Annotated in this window: 17 protein-coding genes; 6 read left to right on the plus strand and 11 right to left on the minus strand. The window is 61.7% G+C overall.

Features of this window, described 5'->3' with window-relative positions:
- The first annotated feature begins 67 nt into the window (after positions 1 to 67).
- Both FHX10_RS30865 and fhuF read left to right on the plus strand, forming a co-directional pair.
- Positions 68 to 2,251 (plus strand): TonB-dependent siderophore receptor, encoded by a 2,184-nt coding sequence (locus tag FHX10_RS30865; RefSeq protein WP_063474045.1) that lies wholly within the window; start codon positions 68 to 70, stop codon positions 2,249 to 2,251.
- Between the two features lie 2 nt (positions 2,252 to 2,253).
- A complete protein-coding gene (gene fhuF / locus FHX10_RS30870) occupies positions 2,254 to 3,042 on the plus strand; it encodes a siderophore-iron reductase FhuF (protein WP_063474046.1) in 789 nt (262 codons plus the stop codon).
- 136 nt (positions 3,043 to 3,178) lie between these two features.
- Here the strand turns inward: fhuF and FHX10_RS30875 are convergent, their stop codons facing one another.
- On the minus strand, positions 3,179 to 3,670 hold the full coding sequence (locus FHX10_RS30875) for a GNAT family N-acetyltransferase (RefSeq protein ID WP_063474047.1): 492 nt from the start codon (positions 3,668 to 3,670) through the stop codon (positions 3,179 to 3,181).
- Between the two features lie 163 nt (positions 3,671 to 3,833).
- Here FHX10_RS30875 and FHX10_RS30880 point away from each other — a divergent pair, with 163 nt between their 5' ends.
- Entirely contained in the window at positions 3,834 to 4,493 is a 660-nt protein-coding gene (locus FHX10_RS30880; RefSeq protein ID WP_082849674.1) for a sigma-70 family RNA polymerase sigma factor, read from the plus strand.
- On the opposite strand, the gene FHX10_RS30885 is transcribed toward FHX10_RS30880, so the two are convergent.
- The 3 genes from FHX10_RS30885 to FHX10_RS30895 are packed head-to-tail and all read right to left on the minus strand — an operon-like array spanning position 4,384 to position 7,989.
- Positions 4,384 to 5,571, minus strand: a complete 1,188-nt coding sequence (locus FHX10_RS30885) for a PLP-dependent transferase (RefSeq protein WP_063474049.1) — start codon at positions 5,569 to 5,571, stop codon at positions 4,384 to 4,386. The two genes, FHX10_RS30880 and FHX10_RS30885, sit on opposite strands and share 110 nt — an antisense overlap.
- 10 nt (positions 5,572 to 5,581) lie before the next feature.
- Positions 5,582 to 7,003: an MATE family efflux transporter gene (locus FHX10_RS30890; RefSeq protein WP_063474050.1), complete on the minus strand. Its 1,422-nt coding sequence runs from the start codon at positions 7,001 to 7,003 to the stop codon at positions 5,582 to 5,584.
- Positions 7,000 to 7,989 (minus strand): GNAT family N-acetyltransferase, encoded by a 990-nt coding sequence (locus FHX10_RS30895; protein ID WP_088930327.1) that lies wholly within the window; start codon positions 7,987 to 7,989, stop codon positions 7,000 to 7,002. The genes FHX10_RS30890 and FHX10_RS30895 overlap by 4 nt, the downstream gene beginning before the upstream one ends.
- A gap of 194 nt (positions 7,990 to 8,183) precedes the next feature.
- On the opposite strand from FHX10_RS30895, the gene FHX10_RS30900 reads away from it, so the two are divergent.
- From FHX10_RS30900 to FHX10_RS30910, 3 genes are read left to right on the plus strand one after another with little or no spacing between them, the layout of a single operon-like run.
- Positions 8,184 to 8,402, plus strand: coding sequence for an MbtH family protein (locus FHX10_RS30900; RefSeq protein WP_028759240.1), 219 nt, complete (start codon positions 8,184 to 8,186; stop codon positions 8,400 to 8,402).
- Between the two features lie 18 nt (positions 8,403 to 8,420).
- Positions 8,421 to 12,413 (plus strand): non-ribosomal peptide synthetase, encoded by a 3,993-nt coding sequence (locus tag FHX10_RS30905; protein WP_063474173.1) that lies wholly within the window; start codon positions 8,421 to 8,423, stop codon positions 12,411 to 12,413.
- Positions 12,410 to 13,768 carry a lysine N(6)-hydroxylase/L-ornithine N(5)-oxygenase family protein gene (locus FHX10_RS30910; RefSeq protein WP_063474052.1) on the plus strand — a complete coding sequence of 453 codons (1,359 nt, stop codon included), beginning with the start codon at positions 12,410 to 12,412 and terminating at the stop codon, positions 13,766 to 13,768. The genes FHX10_RS30905 and FHX10_RS30910 overlap by 4 nt, the downstream gene beginning before the upstream one ends.
- Here the strand turns inward: FHX10_RS30910 and FHX10_RS30915 are convergent.
- The 7 genes from FHX10_RS30915 to FHX10_RS30945 form a co-directional block, all read right to left on the minus strand.
- On the minus strand, positions 13,741 to 14,457 hold the full coding sequence (locus FHX10_RS30915; protein ID WP_063474053.1) for a 4'-phosphopantetheinyl transferase family protein: 717 nt from the start codon (positions 14,455 to 14,457) through the stop codon (positions 13,741 to 13,743). The genes FHX10_RS30910 and FHX10_RS30915 overlap by 28 nt on opposite strands.
- 98 nt (positions 14,458 to 14,555) lie before the next feature.
- Positions 14,556 to 15,125 carry a nucleoside 2-deoxyribosyltransferase gene (locus FHX10_RS30920; protein ID WP_063474174.1) on the minus strand — a complete coding sequence of 190 codons (570 nt, stop codon included), beginning with the start codon at positions 15,123 to 15,125 and terminating at the stop codon, positions 14,556 to 14,558.
- A gap of 115 nt (positions 15,126 to 15,240) precedes the next feature.
- Positions 15,241 to 16,176 carry a dihydrodipicolinate synthase family protein gene (locus FHX10_RS30925; protein WP_063474054.1) on the minus strand — a complete coding sequence of 312 codons (936 nt, stop codon included), beginning with the start codon at positions 16,174 to 16,176 and terminating at the stop codon, positions 15,241 to 15,243.
- Between the two features lie 24 nt (positions 16,177 to 16,200).
- Positions 16,201 to 17,154, minus strand: a complete 954-nt coding sequence (locus tag FHX10_RS30930; RefSeq protein WP_063474055.1) for an ABC transporter ATP-binding protein — start codon at positions 17,152 to 17,154, stop codon at positions 16,201 to 16,203.
- On the minus strand, positions 17,155 to 18,171 hold the full coding sequence (locus FHX10_RS30935) for an ABC transporter ATP-binding protein (RefSeq protein ID WP_063474056.1): 1,017 nt from the start codon (positions 18,169 to 18,171) through the stop codon (positions 17,155 to 17,157).
- A gap of 8 nt (positions 18,172 to 18,179) precedes the next feature.
- Positions 18,180 to 19,097, minus strand: coding sequence for a dihydrodipicolinate synthase family protein (locus tag FHX10_RS30940; RefSeq protein ID WP_184390669.1), 918 nt, complete (start codon positions 19,095 to 19,097; stop codon positions 18,180 to 18,182).
- A gap of 18 nt (positions 19,098 to 19,115) precedes the next feature.
- A complete protein-coding gene (locus tag FHX10_RS30945; protein ID WP_063474058.1) occupies positions 19,116 to 19,994 on the minus strand; it encodes an ABC transporter permease in 879 nt (292 codons plus the stop codon).

The following is a 19,994-nucleotide window of genomic DNA, read 5'->3' on the forward strand; positions in this document are numbered from 1 at the left end:
CCTTATGTTGACAAGATCTCTTTCGGTCCATAGTTTCCGCCCGCATCCGAGAGGTAGGGACCAAGCAATGGCGCGTGTTTTTTTGAATGTTTCTAATAATGTATCGAGAATTTATAGAGATAGCCTATTTGTCACGACAGCGATCGTCCTGATCGGCATTGCAGCATCGCCGGCCGCAGCCCAGAGCGCCTCCACCGATGCCAATGCGACAGCGCTGGATCCGATCGTCATCGAAGGCGGCGCATCCTCTGATAGCAAGACCGACCGGACGTCCGTTGCTGCCAAGAAAAGCTCGGCTGCGACCAAAATCAACACGCCGCTCATCGAAACGCCGCGTTCGGTCTCGGTGACCACCGAGAAGGAAATCGAGCAGCGCGGCGCGCAGAGCATCATCGAGGCCGTGCGTTATTCGGCCGGCGTGACGACCGGACCGAACGGCTTCGATCCGCGCTTCGATCAGATCTTCATTCGCGGCTTCAACATCACGACGGTCGGTGACTATCGCGACAGCTTGCGCCAGCCTTATATCAATTACGGTATGTTCCGCACCGATCCATATCAACTGCAGCGCGTCGAGGTGATCAAGGGGCCGGTATCCGTTCTCTACGGATCGGGATCGCCGGGTGGTTTGGTGAACAAGATATCGAAGCTTCCAACCGAAGAGCCGATCCGCGAAGTCGGTATCTCCTACAGCACCAAGGATCGGGCTCAGGCGATGTTCGATTTCGGTGGGCCGATCAGCGAAGGGAACGACGATTTTCTCTATCGCATCGTCGGCCTTGCACGCCACGGCGACAACAATTTCGATATTGCCGACGACCGCTATTTCCTGGCGCCGTCCTTCACCTGGAAGCCCGACGAAGGCACGTCCTTCACGCTGTACGGCCTGGCGCAGTCCGACGAGACCGATGCCAATGTCGGCGCGATTACGACCGTCGACGGCAAGATTCTCGACATAAGGCAGAGCGATCCCGATTACGACTACCAGAAGGTCAAGCAGCAGCAGGTCGGTTATCAGTTCGAGCACGAATTCGACAACGGCCTGACGTTCCGCCAGAACCTGCGCTATTCGCATCTCGATCTCAGGGCTCGTTACCTCGGCGTTTCCAGCTGGACCGGCACCGTCGCCCATCGTAACGCCAGTTCGATCCGGGACGAGATGAACGTCTTCCAGGTCGACAACCAGCTCGAGGCGAAGTTCGATACCGGCCCGCTTGCCCATACGATGCTGTTCGGGCTCGACTACACCAATCTCCAGTCGAACTGGGGTTACGGCATCGGGGCGGTGAACTCGGCATTCGATTTCGATATTGCCAACCCGACCTATGGTGTTTCGGGCGCTACACCGGACTATAACTTCATCGTTGCCGATGCCGATATGCGCCAAGTCGGCATTTACGCCCTGGACCAGATCGAGGCTGGAAACTGGCGCTTCAACCTCGGCGGCCGCCAGACCTGGGTGAACCAGACGCGCGACACGACCTACCCCTCTTTCGGCTTGAACGACTCGGAAGACGTCAACAAGAATGCCTTCTCCTGGCAGGCCGGTGCGCTTTACCTCTTCGACAACGGCATTGCGCCCTTCGTTTCCTACGCGACCTCGTTCGATCCGGTGACCAACCGGTCGACATCCGGCAAGATCCTGGAGCCGACGGAGGGCGAACAGTACGAGCTCGGCGTGAAGTACCAGCCGCCCGGCACCGACATCCTGCTGTCGGCGGTCGCCTATCACATCGTCGAAAAGAACAAGCCGGTGCTGGTCAATCCGCTGACCCTTGCCTATGATTCGCTCGGCGAAGTGACGGGAAAAGGCATCGAGCTTGAAGCCCGTGCGGCAGTTGCCGACGGCCTCGACATCATTGCGGCCTACACCTACAACCATTCCGAGGTGACCGGAGGCGACAATGAGGGCAACACGCCGGCCTTCACGCCCGCGCATGTCGCAAGCCTCTGGGCCAACTATACTTTCCAGGAAACCAATCCCTTCAACGGCCTCTCGCTCGGCGCAGGTGTCCGCTACATCAGCAACAACTGGACGGACACGGCCAACACCTCGAAGAACCCGTCGAGCTTCTATGTCGACGCATCCGCCGCCTATGATTTCGGGGCGGTCGACAAGAAATACGAGGGCCTGACGGCTGCCTTCAATATCCGCAACATTGCCGACCACCGCGACACGGTCTGCAACGAGGGCTTCTGCTATCTCGGCCAGGGCCGCAACATGACAGCCACCTTGAAGTATCGGTGGTAGGCGTGGCGGCAGCGACGAACGGGGCATCTCGGCGCCGGAATTCGATCGCCGATCATTCTGTCGCCCACCAGGCCGTCGACCTCGACGGCCTGGTGGGCGACAGCCCGTTCTCCTATTGCCGCGGCAAGCTGCTCGGCGCGCCACCGCAGACAGGCATCGTCGTTCCCTGCAGGGATCTTTGCGACCGGGCGATCTTCGACGAGATCATCGGCCGTTATACGCAAAAGTTTCCAGGCAGCGACCGCCGCGCGATCGTCTCCATGTGGACGCTCTACTATTTCAGCATGCTGACGATCGCTCCCAGCGTCCACATGTTCGTGCATCGGATCGGGCTGCCGCTGGAGATCGATCGGCTTTCCCTCGTCTGCAACGAACATACGGGCGAGCCGGAGGCATTCGTGATGTCCGAAAGGCCTGAGGCGACCACCGATCCGGCCGCTGAGCTTCACTGGCTGATGCGCGGCCATGTCGAGCCGGTAATCGCGGCGATCGCCGCCAATGCCGCCGTCGCTCCGAAGCTTCTCTGGAACAATGTTGCGGCGTATCTCTCCTGGATTCTCAAGGAGATCGCCCATCGCCACGAGCCCGGCCTCGTCGAAGGCGGGATGGCCCTGATGGAAGAGGCTACATGGCCGTGCGGTGGGCGCAATCCGATGTTCGGCATGATCCGCATCGCACGACAGCAATGCGGCCTCGAATTCGCCCGCCGGAAAGTCTGCTGCCTGCGCTATAACCTCCCGGGAGTCGGTGGCTGCGGTGAAGCCTGCCCGCTGCCGGACGGGCGCCATTAGAGCGCCGCGCGCACTTTTGGGCGCACAAAGGACGCTCTAACACTTTCAATCCTCCTATTGTGCTTGATCAGCCGCATCGGGGCTCCGACCAGGGCAGGCAGAAAAGCCTTTGCCTCCTTCGGCCGCCCTCGTCGTCTCAACGCATAGCCGCACCTTCCGGGACGTCGGCGAGCGGCTTGACCATGAACAGGCACGGATGGTCCTCGTGCCAGAGCTTTGCAAAGACCTCCGCGCGCACGAAGCCGTTCCGGTCATAGAAACGCCGCGTCGCCTCGAATTGTGGCTCGTCGCAGCCGCGCGGGGCGAGCGTCTTGACTGTCAGCAACCGGGCGCCCGATTCATGGCCGAAGCGTTCGGCCGCATCGATGAGATGTCGTCCGGCGCCGCGACCTTGGTGTTCGGGTCGTGTCGCAATCAGCGCGATCTCGACGGCGCCGGGCGGGTGCGGCTTAAGCGCCATCAACGCCGTCACGACATCTCCTTCGATATAGCCGAACACCGGCAGGTCTTCGACCGCCCGGGCGCTCGCTTCGATAACCTCAGGTTCTGAAAACCAGTCGGGCAAAGCCCCCATGATCGATCGGCAGAGCTCCGCCTTGCCCGTCAGGATCTCCACTGTCCTTCCCATTTTTTCTCGCTTTCATCAGGTCGATTTAAACTTGACTCTTGTTATCACCTTAAAATAGACACTGCAATCAAATCGTGTAGTTTCTCTCGAAGAGGCCCGCCAAGACCGCACCCGACCAGCAACGACAGAGCCTGATTTTCCATTTGTAAAAGGGTACAGGACAATGCAAGCATTGCATCGTGATGTGAACGGAAATGCCGTTGTCAACGCCATGATCGAAAACAAGGACAAGCTCCTTAGAACGATTGAAAGTGTTGTCAAATCAAAGTCATATTCGGAGGATATCTTTCAGGACGGAGTCATTAAAGCCTATGGGGTCAAGACCGACGGCATTCGCTGCCCGATCGGTTACGCCTTCCGGATGGTCTATAATCTCGCACTCGACGAAAGCCGCCGCCGACGCCAGCAGATGAACAACTATAGGTCGATAGACCAGGTTCAGGAGATGACGGCTCCCATCCCCACCGTGCTCGACCAACTGGTCGCCGCCGAGACCTTGCGCAATGTGCTTGCCTCGCTCGAGGCGCTGCCGAAGCGAACCAATGACGCCTTCATTCGTCATCGCCTCAACGGCGTGCCGCAGAAGGACATCGCAGCCGAACTCGGCGTCTCAAGGACCCTCGTCAACTTCATGATCAAGGCGGCGGAGGAACATTGCCATCTGGCAATCATAGAACCTGCCTCCCGCCCTGATCATGCGAGCCGACAGGATCCTACCGTTTCGCTGCGTGCAGCGCCTGCTGCAAATCGCTCCACAGCAGTTCCGGCTCTTCCAGGCCAACGGCGAAACGAACCGTCTGCTCGCTCACGCCGAACCGGATGAAAGAGGTCATCCGGTCGGGGATCTGCAGCGCGACCTTGGCAGGGACCACCAGCGTTTCCGGTCCCCCCCAGCTGACGCCGAGGCGGATGTCGCGAAGGCTGTTTACGAAGCGTGCAACATCGATATCGGGATTGAGATCGAAGGCGAACAGCCCCGCATAACCCGTGAGCGTTGCCCGGCCGGGATGGTCCTGGAACACCGGATGACGAACGCGTGCGATCGCGGAATGCTCCTTCAGTCGCCCGGCCAGCAAAAGCCCGCTGCGCTCGTGCTCTTTGAGACGCACGCGCAGCGTGCGCATGCCGCGCAGCAGCAGCCAGGCCTCGAACGGTGAAAGCTTGGCGCCGACATAGGGGTAGGACGTGGCATTGATCCTGGCGATGGCCTCCTTCGAGCCGACGACGATGCCGGCGACCGTATCGCTGTGACCGCCGAGATATTTCGAGGCGGCGTGAATGACGATGTCGACGCCATGCTGGATCGGTTTCTGAAACAGCGGCGTTGCCCAGGAATTGTCGATGACGGTGGTAACGCCGGCCTCCTTTGCCATGGCCGACAGCGCCGCAATGTCCTGAAGCTCGAAGACGAAGGATGTGGGGTTTTCGAGGTAGAGCAGCTTGGCGCCCGACAGCGCCTTGCGGACCTCGTCGTGGTCGGCAGGATCCACGAAGTCCACCGCGACCCCGAGCCTGCCGAGCAGCTTCACCAGAAGGCGGTAAACATCGTTGTAGAGGTGACGGACCGCAACGACCCGGTCGCCCGCCTGCACGAGGCTCAGAATTGTCGATGTGATGGCGGCCGTTCCGCTCGAGAAGGCACGTCCGTCCTCTGCGCCCTCGAGGCGGGCGACCAGGAGTTCGAATTCGCGGACCGTCGGATTGTCGCCGCGCGAATAGATATAGTTGCGGGTACGACCGGCGAAGACATCCTCCATCGCCTCGTAACTGTCGTAGGTGAAGAGGGACGTCTGGAAGATCGGCGGAGACACGGCGTTGAATGCTGCCGGATCGACAGGCGTAAAGAGATCGTCGGCGGTCGCATGGGCGCCAAGGTCGTGCGGGTTGATCGACTGGTTCATGGTCATCCTCTCATGGACAAAAGCTGGGATATGGACGGATGGAGGTCAGATGGTCGGCGGAGCGCTGCCGCAGCGCTCGAAGTGCGCTCATCAGGCAGATGGCCGACAGCAAGCCGGTCAGGGCCGAGGCCAGGAATATGGCTGCCAGCAGACCTGAAAAGCCGAAAAAGGGCGGCAGGAGCGCCATCAGCGGAAAAAGCAGATACCCATTCTGCGCCAGGCCGATGGCAACCGCCGCTTTCGGTCTGCCCTGAGCCTGGAAGAGGATCAGCACCGTTTGCCGCAGACCGAACAGCAGAAGCGGAAGATGGGTTGAGATGATCGCTTGCCCCGCAATATCAATCACCGTGGGATCGTCGGTGAAGAAGGAGGCAAGCTGTTCGGAGAAGGCGAGTGCGGTGAGCCCATAGGCGCCACTCACTGCACTGGTGACCACTGTCAGGATGCGGGTTGCCGACAGCACCCGGGCCATATCGCCTCGACCCCAGGCAAAGCTCAGGATCGACTGGGCCCCGAGCGAAATGCCGATGACGGGGAGCGTTCCCACAGCAAGCAGCCGCAAGGCAATGCCAACGCCGGCGATGCCGGCTTCTCCGTGATAGGTGCCGGCGAGCGACACCATTGCCGCAATCGCGCCTGCGGTTGCGAGACTGGTCAGCGTCGTCGGCGCGCCCACGGCAAGAACCGCTCTGAGAGAGCCGATATCTCTCCACCGCCAGCCAAGCGTCAGCCTGACCGTTCCAAGCCGCCTGGCGTGGTAGGCGCCATAGATGCAAAGCGCGACGAGCTGGGACAGGATGGTTGCGATTGCAACGCCCTGCAGGCCGAGACCGAAGCCGAAGATCATGATCGGGTCGAGGATCATGTTCAGCGCAAAGCAGGCGACCAGCGTCCACATGCTGAAGCGGGCATTGCCCTCTGCGATCGCCAGGAAATCGAGAATGATCTGCGCCATCGTCAGCGGCACCGAGATCGCAATGATCATCAGATAATGCTGCGCGAGCGGCTGAAGGGCAGGCGTGGCACCGAACAGCAGCAAATCCGGAAATGCGACGATCGCAATAGCGCTGGCCGCGCCGAAGACGACACCGGCCGCAAGGCTGATCGAGGCGATGATGCCGGCCCGGGATCGGTTGCCGGCGCCGAGCATCCGCCCGACCTCTGTTGCGACACCGACGCCGATCCCTTCGCCGAAGGCGGCGATGAGCATCAGGATCGGCAGGACGATCATGATCGCCGCGATCTGGTCTTCCCCGATCATTCCGACGAAGACCATGTTGATCGTGTGATGGGCGGCGTTGATCGACAGGCCGAACATGGCCGGCAGTCCCAACCGAAGCAGCAGCCTGAGAAGCTGGGGATTGGCCAGGTCCTCCGGTGCGAGGCGCCGCCGTCTCCGGAAGCTGCCGCTTGCGTCGCTCATGTCGTTCATGACGCAGGCACCCAGAGACGGTCACCGAAGAAACGCTCGCGGCCGAGCATCACCAGCAGCGCCCGCTTGTGTGGAAAATCGAAATGTTTGACCTTGGCAAAACCGGAACGATCGAGGTTGCGGATCTGCTGCTCGTGACTGGCGCGCGGCTCGCCGACGATGCGCTTGGTGCGCGGATCGTCCAGGAAGATGAAATGCATCAGCGACGGAAGCCAGGCGCTGATCCATTTCTTGCCGCGATAATCGGGCTCGCCGATAGCGACATGCCAACCGCGATCATAGTCGTCGGCATCGTAAAAGGGACCGAGCCGGTTCTCCTTGGCCCAGTAGACTTCGAAATAGCCGAAGGGGATATCTGCGAAACTGCCGATCAGCGGCAGGACATGTGGATCGGCGATCCTCTCTTCCAGGATCTCCCGATGTTTGTCGATCGAGCCGGCATCCTCCCAGATCGTGTTGACCTGTTCGTCGTTCATCCAGCGATGAAAGACTGCAAGATCGGTCTCGGGATCGGCCACCGTGAAGGTGATATCCCGCTCCAGCCAGGGGATGAACCGCCTGTAGATGGTGCCCTTCGGCTTTGCCGGCCGGCGCGGATGATAGCGGCCCGCAGTCATCTCCTGCACGGGCGGCAGGGGATAGGATAGCTGCGGCAGCCAGAGCGAGGGCCACTGCCACAGGATCGCCGAATCGAGCCCTCCGCCTGCGTCCGCAAGGTGTCCGGGAAGGCTTGTCTGATGCCCTTCGAAGACGACTGAGGTGATCGAGCGATCTTCTGCCGTCACCGCTTCGGCCGCCGCCATCAGAAGCTCCGGCGATTGAACCGGATCCCCATGGTAGAAGGTCACCGACGCTACGCCGGCCTCCACCTCGAATGCGGCTTCGTGGTGGCCATAGGCGGTCTTGAGGTGAATGAGATTGGGCGCGAGACTGACGTAGCTGCGCGACTGCAGAGCGCGCCTTTGTTTGTCGGCGTCGAAATCCATGATGTTCTCCTTGCCGAGTCGGGCCTTTGGCGCTGTGAGCATGAAGCGAGCTCTTGCGCCGATTTGGTAGAATGACGATCCATCTCCCGCCGAATTTAGGGATAAGCGAAGAAAAAAATTCTCATCAATTTTCTAAACTGCGGCCTGCCGGATCCGTCATTTGCGCATGACCATCATCACCGCAGGAGCTGCGAATGAATAATCTTGAGCCCCACGACGATCTCTGGATCGCCGTTATCGACACCGAGCGTCGCTACTCGGTCTGGCCGCAGGACAAGCGGATTCCCATCGGCTGGGAGCCCGCGGGTTTTGCCGGTTCGCGCCAGCAATGCCTGGCGCATATCCGTGAGGTCTGGGCGGATCCGCGTCCGCTCTCCTTGCGCTTGGCGATATCAGCAGATGCGCGTCTCTGAAACGGCTGGATGGCACGGATGAACAAGCAGATCACAAACTTTGCAGATGCCCACCCGACCGATGCGGCAACGGACGCGGTCTTCGAGAGCTTTCCACTGACGATCGCACAGAAGCGTATCTGGTCACTGGAGCAGATCGGCAACTACACGGTCTTTCCCGATCAGCTCATTGGGCTGCGATTGAGCCCTGCGGTCGACGTCAAGACGATTGCCGGCGCCTGCCGGGCGCTCGCGGCGCAACATCCGTCTCTCGCCATCCGCTTCCGGCGGCTTGCGGGCGGCCGCGTCGAGCAGTACCGCGGCACACCAAATGCTGTGCCGATCGAGATTGTCGGCGAAGGTGCTGTTCTTGACGAGCCGGATGCACTGGCCGCACAGAAAGCCTTTCGCGACAGACGCTTCGATCTTCTTGCCGGTCCGCCGGCGCGTGTTCAGATTGCCCTGCTGGCCGGCGGCCAATCGCTTCTGACGATCGTGCTTCATCCGATTATCGCAGACGACCGCGAGAAGTCGGTTCTTGCCGGCTCCCTGACGCGAATTCTCGATGGCAGGCCCGCCGGTGAGACGCAGCCGGCAGAAATCTTGGCCGGAACGCGGGAGGCTGAGTGGCTGCAGACGGAAGAGGCGCAGCAATCCCTCTCCTATTGGCGGGATACGATCGGTCTCGATTACGCAGCCTCGACCTTTCCCACCCGCTTCAACAGTGGTGGACTGGCAGGCGTGGCACGTGCTCAGCACGAATTTTCGATCGAGCCCGATCTCTGGGAAAAGCTCGAGCAGCATGCGCAGCAAAAGGGATATCCGGTCGAGCGCGTGCTTCATGCCGCCTTTTGCGCCCTGTTGGCACGCTATAGCGGCAACTATGCCTTGCTGACCGGGCTGCTCATCGCGCGGCCCCAGATGGAGCACCTTGCCGACCGTGGCCGTGCCGAACAGGTCCTTCCCCTCATCCTGTCGCTGACGTCGAGAAATTCTCTCGACGATGTCATTGCTGCGATCTCATCGGCGACCGAGGAGGGGCTTCGCCGGCTCGTGCCGCTGGAGCGAATCACGCAGGAATTGGTGGTCGACGAAGCGGCTGCCCAGGAAGCCGTGGTCAAGGCCCTGTTCGAATTCCGCGAGCCGTATCCGATCCCCGCGCACGCAACAAATCTGGAGCCACTGGGTGCGCGCGCCGACAGCGAGCTTTCCCTGGTGATCGAGGCAGATCTGAATGGGGCCGCATCCGGGCTGATCGATTATGCGCAGGATCTCTATGACAGCTCCCTGATTGCCCGTGTCTCCCGGCATTTCGGCCTTGTGCTCGAGCAGATCGTCGCGCGGGACAATGTGCGGATCAAGGATATCGAACTCGTCGGCAGCGGCGAGCTCGACTGGTTGTCTGCGCCCTACGAAGACGACGTCATCAACGATGACAGGCCGGTCTACGAGTTGATCGCAGCCCATTCGCGCCAGACGCCTGACAAGACGGCGATCGTCTACGGCGACGAGGAATGGAGCCATGGCTGGCTGGAAGCCAACACCAACCGTCTCGCACATCGGCTGCGGCATCTCGGCGTTCGAGCCGAGGTGACGGTCGCCATCTTCATCAAACGCTCGCCGGAGGCCATCGTCGGGATTCTCGCGACGCTGAAGGCGGGCGGCGCCTATATCCCGGTCGAGCCCGACCACCCGCCGGTGCGCAACCATCACATTCTGCGCGACGGCGGCGTCAAGATCGTTCTGACCCACAGCTGGCTTCGCCATCGGCTGCCGGAAGAGCTCGACACCATTATCCTCGAACTCGACAAGATCGATCTCGACGGCGAGCCGGATACACCGCTTGATGTGCCGATCCACAAGGATCAACTCGCCTATGTCATGTACACCTCCGGATCGACGGGATTGCCGAAGGGCGTGGCCGTCGAGCACGGGCCGCTGACGCACCATCTGCAAAACACCTCACGTGTCTATGGCATGAGCTCGGCGTCCCGCGAGCTGCCGTTCCTGCCTTTCAGTTCGGATGGCGGGCACGAGCGATGGATGAACCCGCTGATGGAAGGCGGCAGTATCATTCTTCCCGATCAGCCGTTGTGGACGCCGGAAGAGACGTTGACGGCCATGCGCAAGCATGGCGCCAACAATGCCAGCATTCCCACAACCTATCTGCAGCAGCTGGCGGAGTGGGCCGATATAACAGATGGGGCGCCGCCGATGCGGCTTTACTCCTTCGGCGGCGAAGGGCTGGCGCAGCCAACCTTCGATCTATTGTCGCGGGCGCTGAAATCGGAATGGCTGATCAACGGCTACGGGCCGACCGAAACGATCATGACGCCGATGGTCTGGAAGGTGAGGGCCGGCACGAAATTCCAGGGGGTCTATGCTCCGCTCGGCCGTGCCGTCGGGCTAAGGCGGGTCTATGTGCTCGACCCCGACCTCAATCCGTGCCCGATCGGCGTCACCGGCGAGCTCTATATCGGCGGCGAGGGCGTCGCCCGCGGTTATCTCGGCAAGCCGGACACGACGGCGGACCGTTTCATTCCCGACCCGTTCTCCTCGGAGGGCGGCAGGCTTTATCGTTCCGGCGATCTGACGCGTTGGCGTGATGACGGAACCGTCGAATTCGTCGGTCGCGTCGACCATCAGGTCAAGCTTCGCGGCTACCGGATCGAGCTCGGCGAGATCGAAGCGGCGCTCCTGCAGCAACCCGGCGTCGGCGAGGCCCTTGTGGTTCTGCGCGATGACGATGCCGGCGGCGAAAAGGCGCTCGTTGCCTACGTCGTCCCGAAGAAGGACGAGACGCTTGACGTCGAGATGGTCCGCGCCGGCCTCGAACGCAGCCTGCCCTCCTATATGGTGCCGGCCGCGGTGGTCGAACTGGAAAAAATGCCGACCAATCCGAACAGCAAGCTCGACCGCTTTGCGCTGCCGGCGCCGCAACCGATCAAGCGCGCCATCGTGGAACCGGCATCGGCTCTCGAAGAGGAGGTGCTGGATGTGTGGCGTCAGGTTCTCAAGCTGGAAGCGATCAGCGTCGAGGACAATTTTTTCGCGATCGGCGGCAATTCGCTCGGGGCGATCCGCATCCTTTCGCTGCTCCGGCAGCGCCGGCCGAAAACCCCGCTCATCGTCGCCGATATCTTCAACAACCCGACCATTCGCTCCTTTGCCGGCGTGATGGAGCAGGGGGATCAGCGGGATCTGTCTGAGGTGATCGTGCTGCGCGCTTCCGGCGCCAAGCCGCGGCTTTATTGCTTCCCGGGGCTTCTCGTCAGCACCCGCGAATATGTGAAGCTCGTCGATTATCTCGGCGCCGATCAACCGGCGACCGGCTTCATTTGCCACTCGTTGTCCGAGAAGAAGGAAGTCGGCGCTCCGATCGAAGAGATTATCGAGAGCTACGTCGATTATATCAGGACGCATAACAAAGGCGCGCCCTGCTATTTCCTCGGCTGGTCGTGGGGCGGGCTTCTGGCCTACGAGGCCGCCCGCACCCTCGGCAACGAGGTCGACGTCAGGATGATGGCGATGGTCGACGTTTGCGACCTCGGATCGGAATTTGCGATCGGCGCCAAGCCGCGCTTCCGGCCGGGCGAGCGCGACGCGCTTCATAAAGATGTGCAGGCGTGGCTTGGACGAACCGCGATGCGTCCCGAATGGGACCGGCTGCTGTCGACGATGGATGCGGATACCTACGATCAGTTCCTGCGCTTCGTCGGCGACGAAAAGGATCCGCTTCCGAACGACGGGCCTGACATCAGTAGCCGCGAACATACGTTCTGGGTACTGATCGACAATGCCCTGATCTTCCGCAAGCACCGGCTCGTTCCCCACGATGTGCCGATCTATCCTTGGGCTGCCGACGACAGCCTCAACCGCGGCCTCAACCTGATCGACTGGCGCCGCCTGTCGCCACGGGCGCGTGCCGCCGAAATCATTACCGGCACCAACCATCTGCATATGATCGGGTCTCCCGCCTTCCACTCAAGGCTTGCCCTGCGTCTCAAGGAAACAGAGAAGGATATCGCATGACCGTCGCTTTTGCCCGCAGGGATGCCATAAACGAGCCGCTCGATATCGCCGGCATTGGCATCGGCCCTTCCAATCTGAGCCTCGCCTGCCTGTTCGAGGCGGTGCCGGAGATCAGGAGCCGCTTCTTCGAACGGCGCGACTCCTTCGACTGGCATCCCGGCATGATGATGCCGGGCGTCGAGCTGCAATCGTCCTTTCTGAAGGACCTCGTCACCCCGGTCCTGCCGACCAGCCGCTGGTCGTTCGTCTCCTATCTGGTGGCGCACAAGAGGCTCTACGCCTTCCTCAACGCCAATTATGACGCCGTTCCCCGGCAGGAATTTGCACGTTATCTCGCCTGGGTCGCCAACGGCCTGGACGGCCTGCGCTTTGGAACCGAGATTCGCGACGTCGAGCACCGCGACGACCGCTTCTTCCTGCGGTTCGACAATGGGCAGGAAGAAGCCCGCAATCTCGTGATCGGCACCGGATCTTCGCCCTTCGTGCCCGACTGGGCAAAACCGTTTCTGGGCGCCGATTGCTTTCACAACAGCGAGGCCAAATCGCGTCTCAGTGGTCTCGGTGCTGCCCGTATCGTCGTGGTCGGCGGCGGTCAAAGCGGCGGCGAGGTCGTCGAAGCCTTGCTTGCCGATCCCGGTTCCATGAATGAGCTGACATGGATCAGCCGGCGTCATAATTTCGAGCCGATCAACGACACCCCGTTTTCGAACCAGGTTTTCTCGCCGGAATACGTGCAGGCCTATCTGAAGCTCGGCGGCGAGCAGAAGCAGGCAGCCTTGAAGAACTCGATCCTGACCAGCGATGGCCTGTCGATTTCGACGATTCATTCGATCTACCGCCGCCTCTATGCGTTGCGCTATCTCGAGCCGGGCACGCTCAACGCATCTCTGGCGCCCAATCGCGATGTGATCCAGATGGAGAGGAACGGCAATGCCTACCGGCTCATCGTCAGGAACCAATTCGACGGCGGAATCGAGGTGCTGCATGCAGATGCGGTGGTTCTGGCAACCGGCTACCGGTTCCGGTTGCCGGAGGCTCTCGGTTCGCTGGGTGAACGGATAGTGCTCGACAGAAACGGCTATCCCATTCTCAACGACGACTACACGATGCAGTGGACGGGGCCGAGGGGCAACCGGCTGTTCGCGCAGAATGCGGGCCGGTACTCGCACGGTATCGCCGACTCCCAGCTCAGCCTCATGGCCTGGCGCAGTGCAATGATCGTCAATACGCTTCTCGGCCGGCAGCATTTCGATGCGGAACCCGACAATGCGCAACTGGCCTGGGCGACGGAGACCGCTTCCGCAATGCCTCATCAGTTCCGGGCCGGTTATTCGGATGGCCTGCTATCGTCCTGAAATAGCCGTGTAGAAATGCCAGGGAGGCCGGATTGAGAGCAGGCAGCCAGCGCGACGACGTGCTGGCTGCCGCTTTCGATCAGACGGTGCTGCCATCGCCGATCGCGATCGCCGCCTGTTATGACAGGGATGCCATCTTTCCAGGAAAAGGCGATGTTGCAGGGATCCTCGCGCAGCCCGACGCCGAGTGCCTTCAGATGGCTCTCCTTGAGCGTCCAAAGTGCAATGGCCCCGCGCGCGCGTTCCTGCGCAGGCAATTGCGCGAGCCAGCGCCGTTCGTCTGCGCTGCAATAGCTATCCCATGCCGCCTCTTCGATCTCGGCGTCGGCACGCTCGCAGTCTATTCCGACGTAATCACATCCTGACGCGACAGCGACCGTCACCAGTCCGTCGGCATTGGCAAGGCTGAATTGCGGGCTATCACGCCTCTCAATTCTCAGCTTGCCGTGTTTGTCCGGAGACAATGCGACCTTGCCCGGCGCTGTCCCGGTATGCACGCTCAATAGCCGCCGCAAGAGATAGCGGCCGGCAATGAACGAGGCGCGATCCCGCTCGAACCGGTAGGTCGCGGCGCGCTCCTGTTCATCCTGCGAAAGCGACTGCAGCCAGCGGTTCCAGTCGCCTTCATTCCTGGAATACGGCCAGAGCGTGATTTCGATGCCGGCAGGTTGGTTTTCTGGTTGCTGCATGGATCCAGTATCTGTCCCCCGGACCGATTGGCAAGCAGGCAGGTGCTTGCCGGCCTTGTCCAACGGTTCGCCTCCATCAAGTGCCGGAACTGATGACTTTAGCGCAGTTTCTCAACGGCGATGGCAAGACATGTCTTGAACGCGGCAAGGTCGGTATAGAGTGCATCCGGCGACGCGTCTCCGATGATCAGGACACCGCCGCGCCGCTCAATTCCGGCATGCAGCATCAGATTGTCGGCCAGGCCGAAATCCTCGATCGCAATCCCGTTCGGGTCTCGCAATCGGCCTTCCGCATCATAGGCGACGGCGCCGCCATAAAGATCGCTCACGCGTCCGCTGTGGTCGCGGGCCACATTCGTGTAGGCGAAGACCGGCTTACCGCTTGCGCACATAAAGCCGAGTTCGAAAGCCGTCCCCGTATCGGCGGCAATGCCGCGAAAGGGCGTCAGATTGGCGATGATCGCATCAGCCTGCATCATCATCTTCTCGTCCACCGCGTTGATCGCCGCGGCCCGCTCGCGCTTCGAGTTCGTCTGCGGGATTTCCAGATCGCCGGGCGAGAGCGGGAGAAGTCCCGCCTCACGGGCAAGTGCCGCTTTGCGGTCGAGGATTTCACGGGCATTGGGAAGGAAGACTTCCGGACCGGCGAGATAGACTTTTTTCGTCATGAAATTGCACCTGAAAGGGATGGGCTCGGCAACCAAAATATCTTCCCCGCTGTAGCGCGAAGAAGGATTTCAATCCAGTGGGCGAAACCGCCCATGCCCGGTTGCTTAAGCACACTCAGCGGAAAAGATCGGGAAGTTCCGAGCGTGCAATGTCCCGCAGCCTGATCGCTTCCGCCATGTCTATCGAGCGATAAGGAGACCGTAGACGGGTGCCCACGGGTCCCCAATTGCCGATGGCAGACAACAGTTTGTCGAGAGCGGCGTTCGAATAGCCGAATTCCTGGCGGAAGGGGACGATATGCAGGTCCATGAACGCGCGGATGCGCCGTTCCAGATCGAGTGCGGCATCGATATTGGTTTGCATCGATGTCGTCCAGCTCTGCGCACCGCGGGGGCTAAGGCAGGCGACATTGGAAAAGGAACCGGCCGCGACGCCCTCTTTGATGCCGGTTGCGAGATGATGACCGGGAACGAAAAGCGACAGAGCGGAAAGATGCCGGCGCGCCTCTGCGTACCAGAGGCCGTCGCCGTCGGCGAGCTTGATGCCGATCACGTCAGGGGCGGCCGCACAGACCGCGCCGAGTTCCTTTGGCGTCAGCACGCGTTTCGCATGCGGCGGATTGTAGAGGATGAGCGGAATTCCGTCGGCAGCATTGGCAGCGCGATTCAAGAAGTCGATCGCTTCGGCATTGGTGAGCGGCCACCAGTCCGGCAATATGACCTGAATGGCGCGGGGGTCGAGCGAGGCGGCACGGCGGACGCGGTTGAGCATGATCGATGGGTCCGGTTGGCAGGCCCCGATCACGAAGGGGGTTGAGGATGCTTTGCAGCGTCCAGCCAGCATCTCCTGGATCCTGTCGAATTCCTCCTCCGTCTGATTGTGGAATTCTCCTGCTGTGCCGTTGGAATAGATGCCGTCGACGCCGGCCTCGATGAGGATGTCGATCTCCTCGGCGAGTTTGTCGAATTCGATGCTGTCACCGGCCGCAATCGGCAGAAGCAGGCTCGCCCAGTTTCCGCCGATGGCGGCACGCGGCATCTTTGCGTTCATCTGTTTTCCCCAATGAATGACGGATCAATCGAGGTCGTCGCGGATGCAGGCCTTGAAGTGGCCGGGCGCGACCTCACGCAATTGCGGAACGGCGCCGGCGCAGGCCTCGAGAGCACTGGGACAGCGCGTGCGAAAGACGCACCCGCTCGGCGGATTGGCCGGACTTGGAATATCGCCTTTCAGGATCTGCCTGTCGCGACGGGCATCCGGATCGGGCGATGGGATCGCCGAGAGCAGGGCGCGCGTATAGGGATGCTGTGGTCTCGCATAGAGATCGGCGCTCGGCGCGATCTCCATGATACGGCCGAGATAGAGTACGATCACCCGGTTACAGATATATTCGACGACGGCGAGGTCATGCGAGATGAACAGCATTGTAAGGCCAAGCCGCTGCTGCAGGTCGCGCAGCAGGTTGATCACCTGCGCCTGGATCGACACGTCGAGCGCCGAAACCGGCTCGTCGGCGACGATGAATTCGGGCGACAAGGTCAAAGCGCGGGCGATCCCGATGCGCTGGCGCTGACCACCGGAAAATTCATGCGCGTACCGATTGATCGCCTCGGCAGGCAAGTCGACCTGGGCCAAGGCCGACAGCGCCCGATCGAGCCTGTCGCCGACGCTGCCGATCCCCTGGATTTTCAGTCCCTCCGTCAGGATTTCGCCGATCGTGATGCGCGGCGACAGGCTGGCGAAGGGGTCCTGGAAAATATACTGCATGCGCGGCCTTTGCCGTCTGAGCGCCGAGGCCGAAAGCGTGGTGAGTTCCGTTCCGTCAAAGCGGACGCTGCCGGAAGACGGTTCGACGAGCCGCAGGACGGAACGCCCGATCGTGGTCTTTCCGCTGCCGGATTCGCCGACAAGCCCGACGACTTCACCCTTGCCGATGTCGAAGGAAATACCCTGAAGAATGTTCAGTCGCGTGCCGCGGGAGGTATAGTGTTTCGAAAGGTCGCGGACGGAGAGCAGCGGTGCGCTCATCTAGATCTCCTGCCACCTGATGCAGCGGCTGCGGTGCTGCGGATTGACCTGTTCGAGCCCAGGCACGACGGCGCGACAGGCGTCGATCGCGAATGTGCAGCGCGGGGAAAAGGCGCAGCCGCTCGGCATGTTCATCAGGCTCGGGACCATGCCAGGAATGGCGGCGAGCTTTTCGCCGGCCTGTTTCATCCGCGCGGCGTCGCCGAGGCGAGGCATGGAGGCGAGAAGACCCATGGTATAGGGATGCTTCGGATTGCGGAAAACCTCGCCGACCGGCCCTTCTTCGACGATGCGGCCGGCGTACATCACCGCGACGCGATGGGCGATTTCGGCGACGACGCCGAGATTGTGGGTGACGAAGAGCATGGCCATGCCGCGCTCACGCTGCAATTTGAGAAGCAGATCGAGAATCTGCGCCTGGATCGTCACGTCGAGCGCCGTGGTCGGCTCATCGGCGATCAGCAGCGCCGGATCGCAGGCGAGCGCCATGGCGATGGTGGCGCGTTGCCGCATGCCGCCCGAGAGTTCGTGCGGATATTGGCCGGCACGGCGTCGGGCGTCCGGAATGCCGACGCTTTCAAGGAGCGCGACGGCTGCGTCCATCGCCTTCTTGCGGTCCGCCCCGCGATGGACGCGGAGCGGCTCGGCGATCTGGTCGCCGATCGTGAAAACGGGATTGAGGCTCGACATCGGCTCCTGGAACACCATGCCGATGTCGTCGCCCCTGATCCTGCGCATGCTCTCTTCGTCGAGGCCAACAAGATCCTGGGCCGCGCCGCCGCGCGTCGTCAGGCGGATACTACCCGCGGCGATCGCACCGATGCCGCGGGTGAGCAGCCGCATGACCGACAGGCTGGTGACAGACTTGCCGGAGCCGGATTCGCCGACGAGTGCCAGCGTCTCGCCGGCGGCAATGCTGAGGTCAATATCGTTGACCGCCGTGATCTCGCCGCCGCGGACGCGGAAGATCGTTCGCAATCCCCTGATGTCGAGTACTGGTTCGGCGGTCTGTTCCATCAGCCGTCTCAGTTCAGCAGGCCGGTCGCACGCAGGATCTCGTCGATCCGCGCCGTTTCGGCATCGTTCAGGGAGGCACGCGGCCGCGGCATGACGGCGGTGTCGATGATGCCGAGGCTGCGCATGGCAGCCTTGAAGGCGCCGATGCCGGCGGCGCCGCCGCTGACGCGGCTCTGTGCAACCCAAACGATTTCGAAGAGGCGGCAGAGACGCTCCTGCTCCTTCCTCGCGGCGACCCAGTCGCCGCGCTGCGCGGCATCCCAAAGGCGGACATAGCCGTGCGGATCGACATTGGCGATGCCGGGAACGACGCCGTGGGCGCCCATCAGCAGGGCGTTGTCGACGACGATCTCGGAACCGGTCATCAGGAAGACGTCCTTGTGTACGGCAAGGTCGAGAAGCGCATAGCGGAAGTTGCCGTCGTCGCCGCTGGAATCCTTGAGGCCGATGATGGCGCCTTCCCTGGCAAGCGTGACGACGGTCTGGCGCTGCAGCTTGACGTGAACGCAAACGGGAATGTCGTAGGCGACCAGCGGAACGTCCACCGCGTCTCTGACATAACAGAAATGATCGAGGATCTCGGATTGGCTGGTGACGGTATAAAATGGTGCCGTCACCACCACCGCGTCGGCGCCGGCGGCCTTTGCGACTTTCGCATGGGCGATGACGCGATCCGTGGTCGGGTCGATGACGCCGACGATGAGCGGCACGCGGCCATTCACCACCTTGGCCGAATGTTCGATGATTTCGCGCCGGGTCTTCTCGTCATGGAAGATCACCTCGCTCGTCGAGCCGAGGACGAATACGCCATGGCAGCCGGCACCGATCAGATGTTCGAGCACGCGTGTATAGGAAGGATAGTCGACGGTAAAATCCGGATTGAGCGGTGTTACGACGGGAGGGACGACCCCCTTGAATTTGGTCATTTTCGCTTCTCTCGATTGTCAGTTCAGTTCGGCACGCGGGTCGAAGGCATCTCTGAGGCCATCGCCAATGAAGTTGATCGCAAGCACCGCAAGGATCAGCGCGGCGCCGGGGAAGAGCCATTGCCACGGATATTGTTCGAGCACGGCCGTTGATCGGGCCGCGTTCAGCATGTTGCCCCAGCTTGCCGCCGGCGGAGCGATGCCGAGACCGAGGAAGGACAGGCCCGCCTCGAGCAGGATGGCATTGGCGATCTGCAGCGTCGCATAGACCACGAGGATATCAATCGAGTTCGGCAGGCCGTGGCGGAAGAGCAGATGTCCGATGCCGGCGCCCATGCCGCGGGCGGCCAAGACGAAGTCGCGCTCACGCAATTCCAGCAGCCGGGAGCGGATCATGCGCGCAAGCAGCGGCCAGGAGAGCAGCGAGATGACGAGGACGGTCGGCCAGATGCCGGTGCCGGCAATCGAGGCGAGCACAAGCAGGAAGATGACGGGCGGCAGCGTCATCACCAGATCGACGAAGCGCATCGAGACGGCATCCGCCCAGCGCCCTGCAAGCGCCGAGATGGCCCCGAAGAGAAAGCCGATGATCGCGGAAAGCGTGGTCGATGCGACGGCGACCAGAAGCGAAATCCGACCGCCTTCGAGCACGCGCGCAAAGACATCGCGGCCGACGCCGTCGGTTCCGAACCAGTGCTTTGCCGTCGGGCCGCTGTTCATCGCCAGAAGATCGATGTCGTTCGGGCGGAAAGCCCACCACAGCGGATAGGAAAGGATCAACAGCAGCATCGGAAGAGCAATGCCGACGCCGGCAACGGCGGCGCGGTTGAGCAGAAAGCGGTCGAAAGCGCGGGCAAGCGGCCCCGGGCTGCGGCGTTGCGGGGAGCGTGCCAGCAT

Source organism: Rhizobium sp. BK591 (assembly GCF_014195045.1).
GTDB lineage: Bacteria > Pseudomonadota > Alphaproteobacteria > Rhizobiales > Rhizobiaceae > Rhizobium > Rhizobium anhuiense.

What these genes read in the sequence shown, in the direction of transcription:
- FHX10_RS30940 (WP_184390669.1), bottom strand. Translation starts at nt 19,097, where the DNA reads ATGACCAAATTCAAGGGGGTCGTCCCTCCCGTCGTAACACCGCTCAAT.
- FHX10_RS30935 (WP_063474056.1), bottom strand. Translation starts at nt 18,171, where the DNA reads ATGGAACAGACCGCCGAACCAGTACTCGACATCAGGGGATTGCGAACG.
- FHX10_RS30885 (WP_063474049.1), bottom strand. Translation starts at nt 5,571, where the DNA reads ATGAACCAGTCGATCAACCCGCACGACCTTGGCGCCCATGCGACCGCC.
- FHX10_RS30945 (WP_063474058.1), bottom strand. Translation starts at nt 19,994, where the DNA reads ATGCTGGCACGCTCCCCGCAACGCCGCAGCCCGGGGCCGCTTGCCCGC.
- FHX10_RS30910 (WP_063474052.1), top strand. Translation starts at nt 12,410, where the DNA reads ATGACCGTCGCTTTTGCCCGCAGGGATGCCATAAACGAGCCGCTCGAT.
- FHX10_RS30865 (WP_063474045.1), top strand. Translation starts at nt 68, where the DNA reads ATGGCGCGTGTTTTTTTGAATGTTTCTAATAATGTATCGAGAATTTAT.
- FHX10_RS30895 (WP_088930327.1), bottom strand. Translation starts at nt 7,989, where the DNA reads ATGGATTTCGACGCCGACAAACAAAGGCGCGCTCTGCAGTCGCGCAGC.
- FHX10_RS30890 (WP_063474050.1), bottom strand. Translation starts at nt 7,003, where the DNA reads ATGAACGACATGAGCGACGCAAGCGGCAGCTTCCGGAGACGGCGGCGC.
- FHX10_RS30915 (WP_063474053.1), bottom strand. Translation starts at nt 14,457, where the DNA reads ATGCAGCAACCAGAAAACCAACCTGCCGGCATCGAAATCACGCTCTGG.
- FHX10_RS30920 (WP_063474174.1), bottom strand. Translation starts at nt 15,125, where the DNA reads ATGACGAAAAAAGTCTATCTCGCCGGTCCGGAAGTCTTCCTTCCCAAT.
- FHX10_RS30930 (WP_063474055.1), bottom strand. Translation starts at nt 17,154, where the DNA reads ATGAGCGCACCGCTGCTCTCCGTCCGCGACCTTTCGAAACACTATACC.
- FHX10_RS30880 (WP_082849674.1), top strand. Translation starts at nt 3,834, where the DNA reads ATGCAAGCATTGCATCGTGATGTGAACGGAAATGCCGTTGTCAACGCC.
- FHX10_RS30900 (WP_028759240.1), top strand. Translation starts at nt 8,184, where the DNA reads ATGAATAATCTTGAGCCCCACGACGATCTCTGGATCGCCGTTATCGAC.
- FHX10_RS30905 (WP_063474173.1), top strand. Translation starts at nt 8,421, where the DNA reads ATGAACAAGCAGATCACAAACTTTGCAGATGCCCACCCGACCGATGCG.
- FHX10_RS30925 (WP_063474054.1), bottom strand. Translation starts at nt 16,176, where the DNA reads ATGAACGCAAAGATGCCGCGTGCCGCCATCGGCGGAAACTGGGCGAGC.
- FHX10_RS30875 (WP_063474047.1), bottom strand. Translation starts at nt 3,670, where the DNA reads ATGGGAAGGACAGTGGAGATCCTGACGGGCAAGGCGGAGCTCTGCCGA.